Source organism: Neobacillus dielmonensis (assembly GCF_000612665.1).
Taxonomy (GTDB): domain Bacteria; phylum Bacillota; class Bacilli; order Bacillales; family Cytobacillaceae; genus Neobacillus; species Neobacillus dielmonensis.
The window spans coordinates 123765-141780 of sequence record NZ_HG942085.1 but is presented as its reverse complement, the minus strand read 5'-3'; the positions used below and the strand labels follow the sequence as shown (position 1 = coordinate 141780).

Sequence of the window (18016 nt, the reverse complement as noted above, 5' to 3'; positions counted from 1 at the left end):
GAATTATCCGGTATTAGCATCGGTTTCCCGATGTTATCCCAGTCTTACAGGCAGGTTGCCCACGTGTTACTCACCCGTCCGCCGCTAATCATCAGGAGCAAGCTCCTAATGATTCGCTCGACTTGCATGTATTAGGCACGCCGCCAGCGTTCGTCCTGAGCCAGGATCAAACTCTCCAAGAAAGTTGATATAGCTCATAAAATTTACGTTGGCTTCGTTTCGTTAGAAACGAATGTTTTACTGTTGACATATTTGTTTGTTTAGTTTTCAAAGACCAAAATTTACTATCGCTCATAAGCGACTTTATTAATATACCACCCCATATAGTAAAAGTCAACATCCTTTTTGTATATTTTTGATTGTATTAGGCATTGTAGGTGTGTTGCATCTCATTAGGTTGATTTATTTCTGTTGATTGGAGCGGAGGGTGCAAAGACTCAGCTGGGGAAACCCCGCAGGTGTTTTCTTCTCCGAGGGGGCTCCAGGCACGCCCTAAGGTCCGCGAAGCTCCTGGAACGGAAATCAACAGGCCCCATAGCATGAGGGCACTGAAAAACCTTCGGTATTTCAAGAATCTTTAAAGAAAATCAAAAAAGACGACTTTAAAAGTTTTTATCTATTTTATAAATTGCTTTTCTAAGCTTTTTAGAGCGATCCATCAAGATCTCTCTAGGGGACTTTTGATTGTAGCGAGCCTTTGTATGGGTGGCATCCACGATAATTGATTTACTTTTAATGATTTCCTTTTCAATAGCAATCTCAACAGTTTTATTGATTAGCATGTCCAAGAGGTTTACATCTTTTAAACGGAGTTTTCGGAATTTAGTTAAAGAGCTGGGTTCGATTACAAGCTGCTCCAGAGCCATATTTAGAAAATATTTGAAAGACATATCGTATTTAGAGCGTTCAACAACATCGACATCAGACAGGTCGTAAATAGACTTCAACAATAAGTATTTGAACATGCGAATAGGATCGATTGCGTTTCGACCATTATCAAAGCAATACTTATCTTTAAGTTCATCATAAACAAAAGAGAAATTGACCAAGTCGTTAATTTTACGTAGCAAATTTTCTTTTGGAACAACTAAATCATAAATAGCCATATAGGGACTGAAAACATTGACTGTTGATTTTGAATCATAGTATCCACCCGATTGAAATTGATACTATAATTATACAACAAAAAAGGTATAATCCTTTTAAAAATAAGGAATTATACCTTTTTTAAATTTAGCTGGGTAATAGAACCTGTTGATTGGAACGGAAGGCGGCGAAGACTCCTGCGGGAGTACGGGGCAGGGGAGACCCCGCAGGCGCTTTCATCGCCGAGGAGGCTCCCCGGCACGCCCGCGGAAAGCGAAGCCGCCTGGAGTGGAAATCAACAGACGATTTTATTCACGAAAACTGAATTCAGAGACTTCTTCAGTGCCCTCCATAGCATAGATGCTTTTTTTGTCAAAGCGATATATATCCCAAAAGTAAAAAATTGTCGAGAAAAATACCCGTTCTCGACAATCTGAGGAACATCTTAAAGATGCCCCTTAACATTATTATTCTTCAGATTCCTCTGATGAGTCTACTTGTTCACTTTCTTCTGCAACCGTTTCAGAACTGACTTCTTGTACTTCTTGTACCTCTTGATCATCTTGTTCTTCTGGTTCTTCTGGTTCCTCTTTTTCTACTTGAGCGACTGTAGCAACATGTTCATTTTCACTTTCTTTTAAGCTAATCAACTTTACACCCTGGGTGTTACGACCTAATTGAGATATGCCTGCAACATCAATACGAATCAAGACACCGCCAGTCGTGATCAGCATCAGATCTTCTTCACCAGTTACAGCTCTCATGGAAACGAGGTCACCATTCTTCTCTGTAATATGACAGGTTTTAATTCCTTTACCACCTCTGCCTTGAATTCGGTATTCTGCAGCAGGAGTTCGTTTTCCATATCCTTTTTTCGTGACAATTAATACATCATTGTTTTCTTCTAAAACTTCCATGCCGACTACTTCATCATCTGAGTCAAGAGTAATTCCTTTAACCCCTGTGGCAGTACGTCCCATCGATCTTACATCTGTTTCTGGGAAGCGGATTAACATACCCTTTTTCGTACCAATAATGATTTCCTTGCTTCCATCTGTTAGACGCACGGAAATTAATTCATCACCTTCACGCAGACTTAGAGCAATTAATCCGTTATTACGGATATGGGCAAAAGAAGATAATGGTGAACGCTTAGAAATTCCTTCTTTTGTGGTAAAGAATAAGTACCAATCATCAACGAATTCCGAAACAGGAATAATGGCGTTTACCCATTCTCCTTTATCAATCTCCAACAAGTTAACAATTGGAATTCCCTTAGCCGTACGGCTGAATTCCGGTATTTCGTACCCTTTGGAACGGTACACTTTACCCTTGTTAGTAAAGAATAAAATCGTATCATGAGTCGATGTTGTCAATAAATGTTCGACAAAATCATCCTCATGTGTGCCCATTCCTTGGATTCCTCTGCCACCGCGTTTTTGTGCACGGTAGGTGGAAACAGGGAGACGCTTAATATAGCCATTATGAGTCAGGGTAATAACCACATTTTCCCTTGGAATTAAGTCTTCATCCTCAATATTTTCAATACCGCCTGCTGCAATCTCAGTGCGGCGTTCATCATTAAAGCGATCTTTTATTTCTAATAATTCCTCACGGATAATTTCAAGCACTTTTTCTTCGTCGGCTAAAATCGCTTTTAATTCAGCAATCAGCTTAACAAGTCCTTGGTATTCTTCCTCAATCTTTTCTCTTTCTAAACCGGTTAAACGCTGCAGACGCATATCCAGAATAGCTTGAGCCTGCTTTTCAGACAGGTTGAACTGAGTCATTAATCCTTCTCTGGCAATATCAGTTGTCTGGGAATTGCGAATCAGGTTAATAACTGCATCCAGGTTATCCAATGCAACACGCAGACCTTCTAAGATATGAGCCCGTGCCTCTGCTTTACGCAATTCGAATTCAGTTCTTCTGCGGATAACAACCATTTGGTGGTCCAAGTAATGGCTAATGCATTGCTTTAGACTCAAAACCTTCGGATGGCCATTCACGAGTGCCAGCATATTTATGCCAAAGCTAGTTTGCATTGCAGTCAGTTTATATAAATTGTTTAATATAACATTGGCATTGGCATCTTTACGCACTTCTATTACAATCCGCATTCCTCTTCGGTCTGATTCATCTCTAAGGTCTGTAATGCCTTCAATTTTTTTATCACGGGCTAATTCTGCAATTTTTTCAATTAGTTTCGCCTTATTCACTTGATATGGAATTTCATGAACAAGAATTGTTTCCTTGCCATTGGATTTTTGTTCAATTTCCACTTTAGCCCGTAAAGTAATCGAGCCACGGCCTGTTTCGTATGCCTTGCGGATACCGCTTCGACCCAGAATAATTCCTCCAGTAGGGAAGTCGGGGCCTGGAATGATATCCATCAACTCTTGAGTGGTAATGTCCGGATTATGGCTCAAGGCTAAAACGCCATCGATCACTTCTCCAAGTTGGTGAGGTGGGATATTGGTTGCCATCCCGACGGCAATACCTGTTGTCCCGTTCACCAAAAGGTTAGGGAAACGTGCCGGCAAAACAACCGGTTCTCTTTCCTCACCATCATAGTTGTCTTGATAATCAATGGTATCTTTGTTAAGATCTCTTAATAATTCCATGGCAATCTTGGACATTCTAGATTCAGTGTAACGCATGGCTGCTGCTGAGTCACCGTCCACAGAGCCGAAGTTTCCATGGCCATCAACTAACATATAGCGTTGGTTAAAGTCCTGTGCCATTCTGACCATGGTTTCATAAACTGCTGAGTCACCATGCGGGTGATATTTACCGATAACGTCCCCGACGATACGGGCTGATTTTTTATAAGGTTTGTCCGCATGAATTCCAAGATCATGCATAGCATAAAGAATACGGCGGTGAACCGGCTTTAATCCATCCCGGACATCCGGAAGGGCACGAGAAACAATAACACTCATTGCATAGTCAAGAAAAGAAGTTCTCATTTCCTGACTAATATTAATTTCTTTTATTTGAGAACTTGGTGTTTCTGCCATCTTTGGTACCTCCTAATTGGATTCCCTTGTTAACTAAAAAAAGAAAATGAGGATAGTGGTCACCCGCTACCCTTAACTGTTTATACACTTCAAGCTTGGGCACCTTGCTGAAATTGCACAACGGTGCTTTTCCTTTTCTTATATATCTAAATTCTTGACATATTGCGCATTTTCTTCAATGAAGTTACGGCGCGGTTCAACTTTTTCTCCCATCAGCATTTCAAACGTTTCATCTGCCTCAATGGCATCCTCAAGACTTACCTGAAGCATCGTTCTTGACGCAGGGTCCATAGTTGTTTCCCATAATTGCTCAGGATTCATTTCTCCTAAACCTTTATATCGCTGAATATTCGGCTTTGGCTGGCTTGGCAGCTCAGCAAAAATCCGGTCCAGCTCTTTATCATTGTAAGCATACTCAATGCGTTTACCTTGCTGCACTTTATATAATGGCGGCTGGGCAATATAGACATAGCCTGCTTCCAAAATTTTACGCATATACCGATAAAAGAAGGTTAAGAGCAGCGTTCTGATATGAGCACCGTCTACGTCCGCATCTGTCATAATTACAACTTTATGGTATCTGGCTTTGGCAATATCAAAATCTTCCCCAATACCTGTTCCAATGGCGGTAATCATCGCTCTAACCTCATTATTGGAAAGGATCCGATCAAGCCGTGCCTTTTCTACGTTTAAGATTTTTCCGCGCAGCGGCAAAATGGCCTGGAAGTGACGGTCACGGCCTTGTTTTGCCGAACCACCTGCGGAATCACCTTCTACAATGTACAATTCGCTTTCAGATGGGTCTCTAGATGAACAGTCTGCCAATTTACCAGGCAAACTAGAAACCTCCAAAGCACTTTTGCGGCGAGTCAATTCTCTCGCCTTTTTGGCTGCCATTCTAGCTCTAGATGCCATTAATCCTTTTTCGATAATTTTCCTAGCCACAGCCGGATTTTCTAATAAGAATTTCTCAAAGGTACTGGAGAAAACCGTGTCAGTTATCGTCCTTACCTCAGAGTTTCCAAGCTTTGTTTTCGTTTGGCCCTCAAATTGCGGGTCTGGGTGCTTCACCGAGATAATGGCTGTCAAACCTTCACGTACGTCCTCACCGGTCAGATTGGAGTCACTTTCTTTAATTAAGCCATTTTTTCTGGCGTAATCATTAATAACTCTGGTTAATGCCGTCTTAAAGCCGGATTCATGTGTTCCGCCTTCATACGTATGAATATTATTGGCGAAGGAGTAGATGCTTTCTGTATAACCCTCGTTGTATTGAAGGGCTACCTCCACACTGATTCCATCGCGTTCTCCGCTTACATCAATCGGCTCTTCGTGAATAACTTCTTTTGTGCGATTCAAATGTTCTACATACGACTTAATTCCGCCCTCGTAGTGGTATTCAGTACGTTTACCTTCTCCACGCTTGTCTTCAATTGTAATTCTAAGACCGCGGTTTAAGAAAGCTAATTCACGGATCCGAGTTGCTAAAATGTCATATTCATATTCCAATGTTTCTGTAAAAATTTCACCATCTGGTTTAAAATGAGTGATTGTTCCCGTTTTGTCCGTTTCACCAATCACTTTTAAATCAGCAGCCGGCACGCCGCGCTCGTATTTTTGGTAGTGAATTTTTCCATCACGGTGGACAAATACCTCCAGATAGGTGGATAGGGCGTTAACTACGGAAGCACCAACACCATGGAGTCCTCCGGAAACCTTATAGCCACCGCCGCCGAATTTTCCTCCAGCGTGGAGCACGGTCATAATAACCTCAACAGCCGGACGGCCCATTTTTTCCTGAATGTCAACAGGGATACCGCGGCCATTATCCTTTACTGTTATGCTATTGTCTTCTTCAATTATGACATTGATTTCAGTACAGTAGCCAGCGAGTGCTTCGTCAATACTGTTATCTACAATCTCCCATACTAGGTGATGCAGACCCCTTGAGCTTGTGGAACCGATATACATACCCGGCCGTTTTCGAACTGCCTCCAGGCCTTCAAGCACTTGTATCTGGCTTGCATCATACTCATGCTCCTGAACTGCTTTTTGATCCATTGTCACTTGAATCACCTGCGCTTTCTGCCGAAATTACTCTCTATTTCATTACTACAAAATAATGCTTAAAATTCATTTATATAAATTTGGCTGGAACGCTTCTTCAGCGTACTGGAAGCGATCGGGGATAAGTAAACTTTTTCAGAAGTAATAACAATTGATTTATACGGATTTTTAGAAAGATTAACTACCTGTTTTTGGTGATGATTCAGAAATTCCTCTACCAATTCGGAGTTCAAAGCACTTTCTTTATCCAAGATAGTAATAATTTCTTTTGCTCTAATATTGAGATCTTCCCCGATATGAAGATACATGTTCGTTCCACCTCAATGAACTTTCTTAATTACCCCTGCAGCCACTTCAAAAGTGGCAGCTTCTTTTAATGTTTGATGGTCAATACCGTCCACACTTGTGGTTGTCACAAAGGTTTGAACCTTTCCCTGAATGGTATTTAGCAAATGAGATTGACGATAGTCATCCAATTCTGATAAAACATCATCTAACAATAAAATTGGATATTCTCCCATTTCGGAAAAAATTAGTTCGATTTCCGCCAATTTAACAGAAAGGGCGGTTGTCCGTTGCTGCCCTTGAGAGCCAAACGTCTGAACATCCCGATTGTTTACAAAAAACAGCAAATCATCCCGATGAGGACCGAACAAAGTGGTTCCTCTGTCAATTTCCCTTGATTTCACCTTGGAAAACTTTTCTTCAAAGCTTGCTACCATTTTCGACAAATCTTGGTCTTCTAATACCTCTACCGAAGGTTTATAACTGATTTCAAGTGTTTCGAGCCCTCTTGAGATCCCTTGGTGAATTGGTTTCGCCCAATTTTCGAGCATGTGAAGAAACTCAAAACGTTTCCGAACAATCTTCACGGCCATTTGGATGAATTGTTCAGTTAATATTTCGAGCATTGTTTCATCGGTCTGTTTTTTAATTTGCATCATTTTCAGGAAATGATTTCTTTGCTGGAGTATTTTTTGATATTGGCTCATATCATGTAAATAAATAGGTGATATTTGGCCAATCTCCATATCAATAAATCGTCTGCGAATCTGTGGACTTCCTTTAACCAGATTGAGGTCTTCGGGAGCAAACATGACTACGTTCATATTCCCGACATATTGACTCAGTTTTTGCTGCTCAATATGGTTCAATTTTGCTTTTTTCCCTTTTTTAGATATGACTAATTGCAGTGGCAGGGAACTGTGCTGTTTTTGTACCCTACCTTCTATTTTAGCATAATCCTGATCCCAACGAATAAGATCTTTATCATTTGAGGTTCGATGTGATTTAGCCATGGCTAAAACATATATGGATTCCATCACATTTGTTTTCCCTTGGGCATTTTCACCTAAGATGACATTTACCTTATTTTCAAATTCAATGGATAATTCATCATAATTTCGATAATTTTTTAATCCTAAGCTTTCAATATGCATGCTCCGACGTCATCCTTTAGTTACTCGGTAATCACGAACTCTCCAAATCCGGGAATGTTAATCTTGTCATCAGTGCGAAGTTTTCTGCCTCGTCTTTGATCCTGTTCTCCGTTGATAAATACATCATGTTCACTTAAAAACCATTTTGCCATTCCGCCTGTTGAAATGACATCTGCGAGCTTTAAAAACTGCCCTAAAGTAATAAATTCTGTATCGATCTTTATTTGTTCAGGCAAAATAATCACCCTCATTCCTAAATGGTCTCAATACTTTATTTTACTAAAAAATCTCGTCGAGTACAAAGGTCATCTAAAAATAAAGCCACCAGCGGGGGTGGCTTATCATTTGTTGGATTTAGATTAATAAGTTCTTACAGGCAAAATCAATTGCAGAATGGTTTCATCATGAAGTGGACGAATCACAAATGGACGCATCGCCCCTGTAAAGTTAATGTGAATATCCTGACCTTCAAGTGCTTTTAATGCATCCATCATAAATTTCGCACTAAAGGAGATTTTTAAGTCTTCTCCTTGAATGGATTCGCTTTGTATTTCTTCCACTACTTTACCGATCTCCGGGGTGTTTGAAGAAATCTCGATAATGCTGCTGTCAATGGTCGATAGCTTGACCACATTATTTCTTCCTTCACGTGCAAGAAGTGATGCCCGGTCAATGGCTTGAAGAAATTCCTTCGTATTCACGGTTATATCGGTTTTGCTGTCTGTAGGAATTAATCGGGAGGTATCCGGATAATTTCCTTCCAACAAACGAGAGAAGAACAATAAATGTTTCGCTTTAAATAAAATTTGATTCTCGGTAATGACAATATCAATTAGATCACTGGAGTCATCGATAATTTTGCTTAGTTCATTTAAACTCTTGCCTGGTATGACGACATTATAGTTTTCATCATTCTCAGTATCAATTTTTGCTTTTCTTAAGGCTAGGCGGTGGCTATCTGTTGCAATACAGGTTAACTCGCCATTTTCTATCTTCCAGTTTACACCTGTCAAGATGGGGCGTGTTTCTGAGGTGGACACTGCAAAATGGGTTTGCCGAACCATCGCTTTTAATAAATCAGCCGCAATATGGAATTTATTATTTTCTTCAATTTGCGGTAGGTGAGGATATTCCTCGGCATCTAGACCAATAAGGTTAAATTCAGATTTACCAGATCGGATGACCGTCTGCAGATGATTCAGTACCTCAATTTCTACTGAGTCTGTTGGCAGTTTCTTAACAATTTCACTAAAAAATTTAGCCTGCAAAACAATGGCACCAGCCTGTTTGATTTCAACAATTTCATCGCCAGCTTCTTCTTTAGGAATAAACGATTCAATCGAAATATCTGAATCACTTCCGGTTAGTGTGACTCCCTCATCTGTAGCTGTAATTTTAATACCAGTCAAAATAGGAATCGTTGTCCGTGAAGTGACTGCTTTCATAACATCTTGAACACTTTGTACTAGACGGTCCCGTTGGATGATAAATTTCATTTTTTATATCCTCCGATTTTAAAAGTAATTTTTTTATCGCCATAGGCATATATTATTATTTATTTTTTAAAAAAAAACAGTAGAAGTACTAGTAGGCCTTGTTGATATGTGGATAACTATTATTTTAACACGGAAACACAGCCTATCCACATGTGGACAGACTGTGCACGACAGTGGCCAAGTTATTCACATAAACCCTAAACTTTCAACAACTCATTTAGTTCTTTCATCTGTTTTTGTAATTGTGGATCGGTTTGGAGCAGCTTAGAAATCTTTTCATGAGCATGGATTACGGTCGTATGGTCCCTGCCGCCGAATTCTTCGCCGATTTTCGGAAGTGAATAATCGGTCAGTTCCCGGGACAAATACATAGCGATTTGTCTAGGAAAGGCAATGGACTTTGTCCGCTTTTTGGCTTTAAAATCCTCCAGCTTAATATTGTAATGCTCGCCGACAACTCTTTGAATTTCAAGTATTGTAATCACTTTTGGCTTTGAACTTGGAATGATATCCTTTAAAGCTTCCGCCGCAAGATCAGCGTTTATGTCTTTGTTGATTAAGGATGAATAGGCAACAACGCGAATTAAGGCGCCCTCTAATTCACGAATGTTTGAGTCAATTTGATTAGCAATATATAGCATGACTTCATTTGGTATATCCAGTCCGTCTGCCTTTGCTTTTTTCCTTAAGATCGCAATCCTCGTTTCTAAATCAGGAGGAGTGATATCGGTAATCAGTCCCCATTCAAACCGCGAACGAAGTCTGTCCTCTAATGTTGGTATTTCCCTTGGCGGCCGGTCACTAGAAATAACAATTTGTTTACTGTCTTCATGCAGTGCATTAAAGGTATGGAAAAATTCTTCCTGGGTTGATTCTTTTCCCGCCAAAAATTGAATATCATCTATCAAAAGAACATCCACATTTCGATATTTATTGCGGAAATTCTCAGCTTTATTGTCACGGATGGAATTAATAAATTCGTTTGTAAATTTCTCAGACGATAAATAAACCACTTTAGCAGCTGGATTATGCTCAAGTACATAGTGTCCAATGGCATGCATCAAGTGGGTTTTTCCTAATCCTACACCCCCGTAGATAAAAAGCGGATTATAGGCTTTGGCCGGTGCTTCTGCAACGGCAAGGGAAGCTGCGTGGGCGAAACGGTTGCCGGAACCAATTACAAATGTATCAAAAGTATATTTTGGGATTAAGACACTGGGTGGAAACTCGGTATGATCCTCGTCTTTTTTACTTTTTTTCGCCGGCGCTGGAATTTCAAATTCTTCCTCTTTAGGATTTTGCGGAATAATAAATTTTACGGCTAACTCTTCTCCGGTAATTTCATAGAGGATTCCAGAAATTAATTGAGAATAACGCTCCTCCAGCCAATCCCGGGCAAACTCATTTGGAGCTGTTATGACAAGCAGATCTCCTTGAAGGGAATGAGCTTTTGTGGATTTAAGCCAGGTATCAAAGCTGGGTTTGCTGATTTTCTTCTCAATATTGGCCAGGGCTGCATGCCAAAGATCCGCAATGTTTTCCAACTAGTATCCCTCCTTTTTTAAAATTGCATAATATGACAGTGGTTTTAGTTGATACTCCCAAAACATTTCCGATAAAAAGTTTTTGTCCCTGCTGCGCATGTCAAAAAACAATAAAATAAGTGCTTTGTGCATATAATAAAGGCTATGAATTTATCATTATACGAAACAGTGGTTGTGGAAAACATATAATAAGGAAAAAATGTGGAGTTTCGACAATATCCACCTCTTGTGGACAACTTTTTACAGAGCCTCTGAATAAACTGTCCACATGTTATCCACAATCTGTGGATAATAAAGATATGACTTCTAGATATTCAGAGTGAAAACACAAATATAATATCAAATAATACTAAGGTATGCAATGGTTTTTCAAAGTTTATCCACAAGTAATCCAGCTGTGAATAAAAATTGTCCACAGGTTGATGGTTTGTGAAAAACCTGTCAATATCTTGTGTGGATAACGAAAAAAATGTCGATTTTCTTATCCACAGCCCAGAAAAACGGATGCACTTGGTATTTTTTTCTGAAGGTCAGAAGATCGATAAGTTCCTTTTGAGGAAAAATTGGAAGAGAACAATATTGGGACAATGGTTGACAATTTCTAGTTATCATCCTTATAATGTATAAGACTGTCTATAACAATTTCAGCAGCAATTCCTCAGGGAGGTGTCATATAATGAAAAGAACATATCAACCAAATAAGCGTAAACACAGCAAAGTTCACGGATTCCGCAGCCGCATGAGTTCAGCAAACGGACGTAAGGTTCTTGCTCGTCGTCGTCGTAAAGGAAGAAAAGTATTATCAGCTTAGACCACTGAAACGTCTCAGTGGTCTTTTTTCTAATAAGACGCAGGAGCGCTTTTGCGCTTTAGGCGGATAAAACAGTTGGACAAGCGCTCGGTTATGTTTATCACACTGGGCGCTTTGCCTAAACTACAAGAGGAAGAAAACTATTTATACATAAAAACGGTGACCAGACTGAAGGTGAAACTGTTGAAAAAAGAATTCAGGATCAAGAAGAATAATGACTTTCAAGCGGTATTCCAAAACGGACGGTCATTTGCCAATCGGCAATTCGTGGTTTACTCCTTGCCAAAAGAAAACCAGGCTTACTTTCGGATCGGTTTGTCGGTCAGTAAGAAACTCGGCAATGCGGTAACCAGAAACCGAATTAAACGATTTATCCGGCAATCAATTTTGGAGTTAAGAGATCAAATCACCACAGGTAATGATTACGTCATTATTGCTAGAAAACCTGCTGCGGATATGGATTTCTTTGAGGTGAAAAGCAGTTTAACGCACGTATTGAAGGTAGGAAAGGTGCTAAAGCGTGCCAATCGCTAGTGAAGGAATTTTCTTACCCGCGACCTCAAGAGGTTGAAGACAAGCTCGAGGTGAACATGGTAAAATAGCAAATGAAACTATACATAAAGCTGAAAACCCACTTGATAATACATGAAGATAGAGGAGGAAATCTTGGTTGAAAAAACGAATATTATTATTATTCGGGATTATTTCGGTATTTTTGCTGCTGGCTGGCTGTACAGAAGTTAATAAGCCAATAACCGCAGAAAGTACGGGCTTTTGGAATGAATATATTGTCTATCCATTATCATGGCTGATTGTTCACATGGCAGATTGGCTTGGCGGCAGCTTTGGATTATCGCTTATTGTGGTTACAATTATTATTCGGACGATTATTTTGCCACTAATGATTAAGCAAACGAAAAGTTCTAAAGCGATGCAGGCTCTTCAGCCAGAAATGGAAGCGCTCAAAAAGAAATATAGCTCCAAAGATCAAAAAACACAGCAATTGCTGCAGCAGGAGACGATGGCGCTATTCCAAAAGCATGGCGTCAATCCGATGGCAGGATGTTTCCCGCTAATAGTCCAAATGCCAATACTTATTGGTTTTTATCATGCGATCAGCAGAACAAGGGCAATTGCCCAAGATAATTTTCTTTGGTTTGATTTAGGCGATAAGGACCCCTATTACATTTTACCAATAGTAGCGGGCATCACAACCTTCATCCAGCAAAAGATGATGATGGCCGGTCAGACGAACCAAAACCCGCAAATGGCTATGATGCTTTGGATGATGCCGATTATGATTGTTATTTTTGCGTTAAACTTTCCAGCAGCTCTGTCCCTGTACTGGGTTGTAGGGAATATTTTCACAATTGTGCAAACATATTTCATAAAAGGACCGGAATTGAGGGCACCAGCCACCGGTAAAGCGGGAGGAGCAAAAAAGTGAAACAGGTAACTGCTACAGGACAAACAGTCGAAGAGGCAGTAGTATCAGCTTTAGCTCAATTGAATACCACCAAAGACCGCGCAGAAGTTAATGTCATTGATGAAGGTAAAAAAGGGATCTTCGGCATTTTTGGGTCACGGCCAGCAGTTGTGAAAGTGACATTAAAAATTGACCCAATTGATGAGGCAAAGAAGTTTATCCAAGAAGTCAGCAGGTCGATGGGGGCACCCGTGGAGATTGATGTTAAGCGGGAAGGAAAACAGGTTAATTTAGTCCTTTCTGGTGAGAAAATTGCTTTATTGATTGGGAAGCGGGGACAAACGTTAAATTCGCTTCAATATTTGACTCAATTAGTAATTAATCGCAATTCAGAACAGTTTTTAACGGTGGTTTTGGATGCAGAGAATTATCGCAACAGAAGAAGTGATACTCTGATTCAGTTGGCAAACCGCCTAGCCCTAAAGGCGGTCAAAACAGGCAAAGATGTTGCTTTAGAGCCGATGCCATCTTATGAACGAAAAATCATTCATAGCGCCTTATCTGAAAACAATCGGGTAAAAACCCTCTCGGATGGAACGGAACCTCATCGTTTTGTGGTAATTTCACCAATAAAAAATAAATAAAATACAAAGTCACAAGGAAAGACATCCTATCTAAAAATAGGGTGTCTTTTTTTGTCGATTTTATTTCTCTTGTTTCATTTTTTCGGGGATATCCACTGTCGGAAAAAATTCATGTTGTTGTTATTCACATGTGGATAAGTTAAAATAGAATTTGACTTTTATTTTGTTGTGGATAAGTCAGTTTGCTCCAAAAGCTGGCTTTTTTATGATATCTTTATACTTTGCAAAAAAATTATGTGTGTGTATATAAATAAGATGTTTTTTTAGTGAGGTGAAAAAAATGGAGATGGATACGATTGCTGCAATCTCGACTCCGATGGGAGAAGGAGCCATTGCGATAGTTAGGTTAAGTGGTGTTGATGCGATACCGATTGCGGACAGACTATTTAACGGTGTCGGTGGTAAAAGGTTGATTGAAGTGGCATCGCATACGATTCATTATGGTCACTTGAATGACCCTAAGACAGGGCAAGTGGTTGAAGAGGTTATGGTCTCGGTTATGAAAGGACCAAAAACATTTACGAAAGAGGATGTAGTAGAAATCAATTGCCATGGTGGGATTGTTTCTGTAAATCGAGTCCTCCAGTTGGTACTAAGGTCAGGTGCACGGCTTGCTGAACCTGGTGAATTTACGAAGCGGGCGTTTTTGAACGGAAGAATTGACTTATCGCAGGCCGAAGCAGTAATGGATTTAATTCGTGCCAAAACAGATAAAGCGATGAATATGGCACTTGGGCAAATGGAAGGACGTTTATCGAGACTGATTCAGAGATTGCGTCAAGAAATCTTAGAGGTCCTCGCACAGGTAGAAGTGAATATTGATTATCCTGAGTACGATGATGTCGAAGAAATGACCCATAAAATGATGAAGGAAAAGGCACAGTATGTACGAGTTGAAATTAGCAAACTGCTGCAGACCTCACAGCAAGGGAAAATCCTGAGAGAGGGACTTTCAACTGTTATCGTAGGAAGGCCTAATGTGGGCAAATCATCCCTACTAAATAGCCTTGTTCAAGAAAATAAGGCTATTGTAACAGATATTCCGGGAACAACGCGGGATGTCATTGAGGAATATGTCAACGTACGCGGCGTGCCGCTTAGACTGCTGGATACGGCCGGAATCAGGGAAACAGAAGATATTGTGGAACGGATTGGCGTAGAGCGCTCGCGTCAGGTCCTTAAAGAAGCGGATTTAATTTTACTCGTATTGAACTATTCCGATGAACTGACCAAAGAGGACGAAAACCTATTTGAAGCCATTGAAGGAATGGATGTCATTATCATTGTTAATAAAACGGACTTGCCTCAGAAAATTGATCTGGAAAGAGTCCAACAGCTTGCGCAAGGCCGCAAGGTGGTCACTACTTCACTGTTGGAAGACCAAGGTGTCGATCAGCTTGAAGAAGCTATTGCAGCCATTTTCTTTGGCGGCCAAATCGAGGCCAAGGATGTTACGTATGTATCGAATAGCCGACATATTGCGTTGCTGCATCAAAGCCTCCAAGCAATTGAGGATGTATTGGAAGGCGTAGAATTGGGAACACCGATAGATATTATTCAAATTGACATGACCAGAACCTGGGAGCTGCTAGGAGAAATCATTGGTGACACGGTCCATGAAAGCCTGATTAATCAATTATTTTCTCAATTCTGTTTAGGAAAATAGAATAGAAAGAGTTTTTCCGCGAGGCTGCGGAAAAAGGAGGAACAAACCATGCAATACGAAGCAGGAAACTTTGACGTTATTGTCGTCGGTGCCGGCCATGCTGGCTGTGAGGCGGGCCTCGCGGCGGCAAGACTGGGTGCCAAAACGTTAATGATCACAATTAATTTGGATATGGTGGCCTTTATGCCATGTAACCCTTCCGTAGGCGGCCCGGCTAAAGGGATAGTTGTCCGGGAAATTGATGCGCTCGGTGGAGAAATGGGCAAAAATATCGATAAAACGTATATCCAAATGCGCATGCTTAATACTGGAAAGGGCCCTGCAGTGCGTGCATTAAGAGCACAGGCCGATAAATTTGCTTATCAGCATGAAATGAAGAAAACACTCGAGGAAGAACCGAATTTAACTTTGCTGCAAGGGATGGTTGAAGAACTAATTGTCGAGGATGGAATATGCACGGGCGTCATAACAAAAACTGGTGCAATCTACCATGCCAAAACAGTGGTGATTACGACCGGTACTTTCCTACGCGGCGAAATTATTATCGGAGAATTAAAATATTCAAGTGGTCCTAATAATCAGCAGCCATCCATTCGGTTGTCAGAACACTTAGAACAGCTTGGGTTTGAGCTAGTTCGATTTAAAACAGGTACGCCGCCACGGGTAAACAGTAATACGATTGATTACAGCAAGACGGAAATTCAGCCTGGTGATGAAGAGCAGAGGGCATTTTCTTATGAGACAACAAAATTTATTACCGACCAGCTCCCCTGCTGGTTAACCTATACCAGTGAGCAAACACATCAAATCATTAATGACAACCTGCATCGTTCACCGATGTATTCTGGAATGATTAAAGGAACGGGTCCTCGCTATTGTCCATCTATTGAGGATAAAGTGGTCCGGTTTAGTGATAAACCGCGGCATCAAATTTTCTTAGAGCCAGAAGGCCGAAACACAAGAGAAGTTTATGTTCAAGGTTTATCAACTAGCCTCCCTGAAGATGTTCAAAAAGAGATCTTAAAAACGGTCCCTGGTTTGGAACAAGCAGAAATGATGCGTGCCGGCTATGCCATTGAATATGATGCTATCAAGCCGACTCAGCTTTGGCCAACCTTAGAAACAAAGGTAGTCAAAAATCTCTATACAGCAGGTCAAATTAATGGTACCTCGGGTTATGAGGAGGCCGCAGGGCAGGGAATTATGGCAGGTATTAATGCGGGATTACGTGCACTTGACCGCGAGGAACTGGTACTAAGCCGATCAGATGCCTATATAGGTGTATTAATTGATGACTTGGTTACCAAGGGGACCAATGAGCCCTACAGATTGCTCACCTCGAGAGCTGAATATAGGCTGCTGCTGCGCCACGATAATGCTGACCTGAGACTGACTGAAGTTGGTTATAAGATTGGCTTAATCAAAGATGAACGTTACTCGAAATTTTTAGCTAAAAAAGCAGCGGTTGAGGCAGAAAGACAAAGACTGCAGGAAACCATCCTCAAGCCATCCGATAAAAGGCTTCAGGATTTGATTAAATCAATCGGCGGCAGTGAATTAAAGGATGGTATTCGTGCCTCTGATTTACTGAAGAGGCCGGAAATGACTTATGCCATGCTTGAGTCCATTACACCATCAGAAGCCCCATTAGATGATGAAATTAAGGAACAAGTGGAAATACAAGTCAAATATGAGGGTTACATTGAAAAATCATTACAGCAGGTTGAACGATTAAAGAAAATGGAAGATAAGCGAATTCCAGAAAATATTGATTATGATGCTATCTCTGGGCTCGCCAATGAAGCAAAACAAAAGCTAAAGAAAATCCAGCCATTAACCCTTGCACAAGCGTCGAGAATCTCCGGAGTCAATCCCGCGGACATTTCCATCCTGTTGGTTTATTTAGAACAGGGCAAAATTGCAAGAGTGGCAAGTAATTAAATATATGCTGGAAAACCAGCTTGTATAGAATAAATTAACTAATGTGAAGCGCCCAGTCTGTGCAGCCGGGCGCCAAGCATGGTTAGGTTAGCGAGGAATAAGAATGAATAGCGACCAATTTGCCGCAAGTCTTCGAGAAAAAGGAATCAACCTTACAGAACAGCAGCTGGACCAGTTCGAAACATATTATCAGACGTTGGTGGAATGGAATGAAAAAATAAACTTAACCGCGATTACTGAAAAAGGGGAAGTTTATTTAAAACACTTTTATGACTCCATTTCGGCTGCTTTTTATTTTGATTTTTCAAGACCCATTCATATTTGTGATGTCGGTGCCGGTGCTGGTTTTCCGAGTATTCCATTAAAAATTGTTTTTCCCCATCTTAAAATAACCATTGTAGATTCATTGAATAAACGAATTCAGTTTTTAAACCATCTTGCTGATGTCCTGAAGCTAGACAATGTTTATTTTGTTCATGACCGGGCGGAAACGTTTGGGTCCAATTCGCAATACCGTGAAAGTTTTGATGTGGTGACTGCAAGAGCTGTAGCAAGAATGTCAGTGCTTAGTGAATTATGTCTGCCACTAGCAAAGCAAGGTGGGCATTTTGTAGCCCTAAAGGCAGTAAATGCTGATGAAGAATTGGCAGCTGCTAAAAAGGCCATTTATGTTCTCGGGGGAAAACTGGAACAAAAGTTTACCTTTACCCTGCCAATTGAAAATTTTGAACGAACTGTCATAGTGATTGAAAAGGAAAAGCCTACCCCAAAAAAATATCCGCGTAAGCCTGGAACGCCAAATAAAACACCAATTGAATAAGCAATCAATGAAGATATTTGGGGAACCTGCCAGCCTATCCCCTGTGGAAGGGGATG

The 18016-nt window shown here is 40.6% G+C and carries 14 protein-coding genes, 1 rRNA gene and 1 pseudogene; 7 read left to right on the top strand and 9 right to left on the bottom strand.

Translation table 11 applies throughout. The features are described from left to right. The 9 genes and pseudogenes from BN2425_RS22200 to dnaA form a co-directional block, all read right to left on the bottom strand. A 16S ribosomal RNA gene (locus BN2425_RS22200) occupies positions 1–182 on the bottom strand; the annotation flags it as partial. A gap of 429 nt (positions 183–611) precedes the next feature. Further along, positions 612–1144: pseudogene (locus BN2425_RS22195) on the bottom strand (transposase); the annotation flags it as partial. 409 nt (positions 1145–1553) lie between these two features. Continuing rightward, on the bottom strand, positions 1554–4106 hold the full coding sequence (gene gyrA, locus BN2425_RS22190; protein ID WP_042464282.1) for a DNA gyrase subunit A: 2553 nt from the start codon (positions 4104–4106) through the stop codon (positions 1554–1556). A 138-nt stretch (positions 4107–4244) separates the two neighbouring features. Next, the gene (gene gyrB, locus BN2425_RS22185) at positions 4245–6167 is read right to left on the bottom strand and encodes a DNA topoisomerase (ATP-hydrolyzing) subunit B (RefSeq protein ID WP_042464279.1); all 1923 of its coding nucleotides are present in this window, start codon (positions 6165–6167) and stop codon (positions 4245–4247) included. A gap of 65 nt (positions 6168–6232) precedes the next feature. Then, positions 6233–6481 carry an extracellular matrix regulator RemB gene (remB, locus tag BN2425_RS22180; RefSeq protein WP_042464277.1) on the bottom strand — a complete coding sequence of 83 codons (249 nt, stop codon included), beginning with the start codon at positions 6479–6481 and terminating at the stop codon, positions 6233–6235. A gap of 12 nt (positions 6482–6493) precedes the next feature. Beyond that, positions 6494–7612 carry a DNA replication/repair protein RecF gene (recF, locus tag BN2425_RS22175; RefSeq protein WP_042464274.1) on the bottom strand — a complete coding sequence of 373 codons (1119 nt, stop codon included), beginning with the start codon at positions 7610–7612 and terminating at the stop codon, positions 6494–6496. Between the two features lie 20 nt (positions 7613–7632). Further along, the gene (yaaA, locus tag BN2425_RS22170) at positions 7633–7848 is read right to left on the bottom strand and encodes a S4 domain-containing protein YaaA (RefSeq protein WP_042464272.1); all 216 of its coding nucleotides are present in this window, start codon (positions 7846–7848) and stop codon (positions 7633–7635) included. A gap of 123 nt (positions 7849–7971) precedes the next feature. After that, positions 7972–9108, bottom strand: coding sequence for a DNA polymerase III subunit beta (dnaN, locus tag BN2425_RS22165; protein WP_042464271.1), 1137 nt, complete (start codon positions 9106–9108; stop codon positions 7972–7974). Positions 9109–9305: 197 nt separating this feature from the next. Next, positions 9306–10652: a chromosomal replication initiator protein DnaA gene (gene dnaA, locus BN2425_RS22160; protein WP_042464269.1), complete on the bottom strand. Its 1347-nt coding sequence runs from the start codon at positions 10650–10652 to the stop codon at positions 9306–9308. Positions 10653–11328: 676 nt separating this feature from the next. On the opposite strand from dnaA, the gene rpmH reads away from it, so the two are divergent. The 7 genes from rpmH to rsmG all read left to right on the top strand — a co-directional run bounded on the left by rpmH (position 11329) and on the right by rsmG (position 17960). Then, positions 11329–11463: a 50S ribosomal protein L34 gene (rpmH, locus tag BN2425_RS22155; RefSeq protein WP_066059809.1), complete on the top strand. Its 135-nt coding sequence runs from the start codon at positions 11329–11331 to the stop codon at positions 11461–11463. 183 nt (positions 11464–11646) lie between these two features. Further along, a complete protein-coding gene (rnpA, locus tag BN2425_RS22150) occupies positions 11647–11997 on the top strand; it encodes a ribonuclease P protein component (protein WP_042464305.1) in 351 nt (116 codons plus the stop codon). Positions 11998–12133: 136 nt separating this feature from the next. After that, entirely contained in the window at positions 12134–12910 is a 777-nt protein-coding gene (gene spoIIIJ / locus BN2425_RS22145; RefSeq protein ID WP_042464267.1) for a YidC family membrane integrase SpoIIIJ, read from the top strand. Then, positions 12907–13533, top strand: a complete 627-nt coding sequence (jag, locus tag BN2425_RS22140; RefSeq protein WP_042464265.1) for an RNA-binding cell elongation regulator Jag/EloR — start codon at positions 12907–12909, stop codon at positions 13531–13533. The genes spoIIIJ and jag overlap by 4 nt, the downstream gene beginning before the upstream one ends. Before the next feature lie 280 nt (positions 13534–13813). Beyond that, the gene (mnmE, locus tag BN2425_RS22135) at positions 13814–15199 is read left to right on the top strand and encodes a tRNA uridine-5-carboxymethylaminomethyl(34) synthesis GTPase MnmE (protein WP_042464263.1); all 1386 of its coding nucleotides are present in this window, start codon (positions 13814–13816) and stop codon (positions 15197–15199) included. Between the two features lie 48 nt (positions 15200–15247). After that, positions 15248–17140 carry a tRNA uridine-5-carboxymethylaminomethyl(34) synthesis enzyme MnmG gene (gene mnmG, locus BN2425_RS22130; protein WP_042464261.1) on the top strand — a complete coding sequence of 631 codons (1893 nt, stop codon included), beginning with the start codon at positions 15248–15250 and terminating at the stop codon, positions 17138–17140. Between the two features lie 103 nt (positions 17141–17243). After that, positions 17244–17960, top strand: coding sequence for a 16S rRNA (guanine(527)-N(7))-methyltransferase RsmG (gene rsmG / locus BN2425_RS22125; protein ID WP_042464259.1), 717 nt, complete (start codon positions 17244–17246; stop codon positions 17958–17960). Positions 17961–18016: the final 56 nt, after the last annotated feature.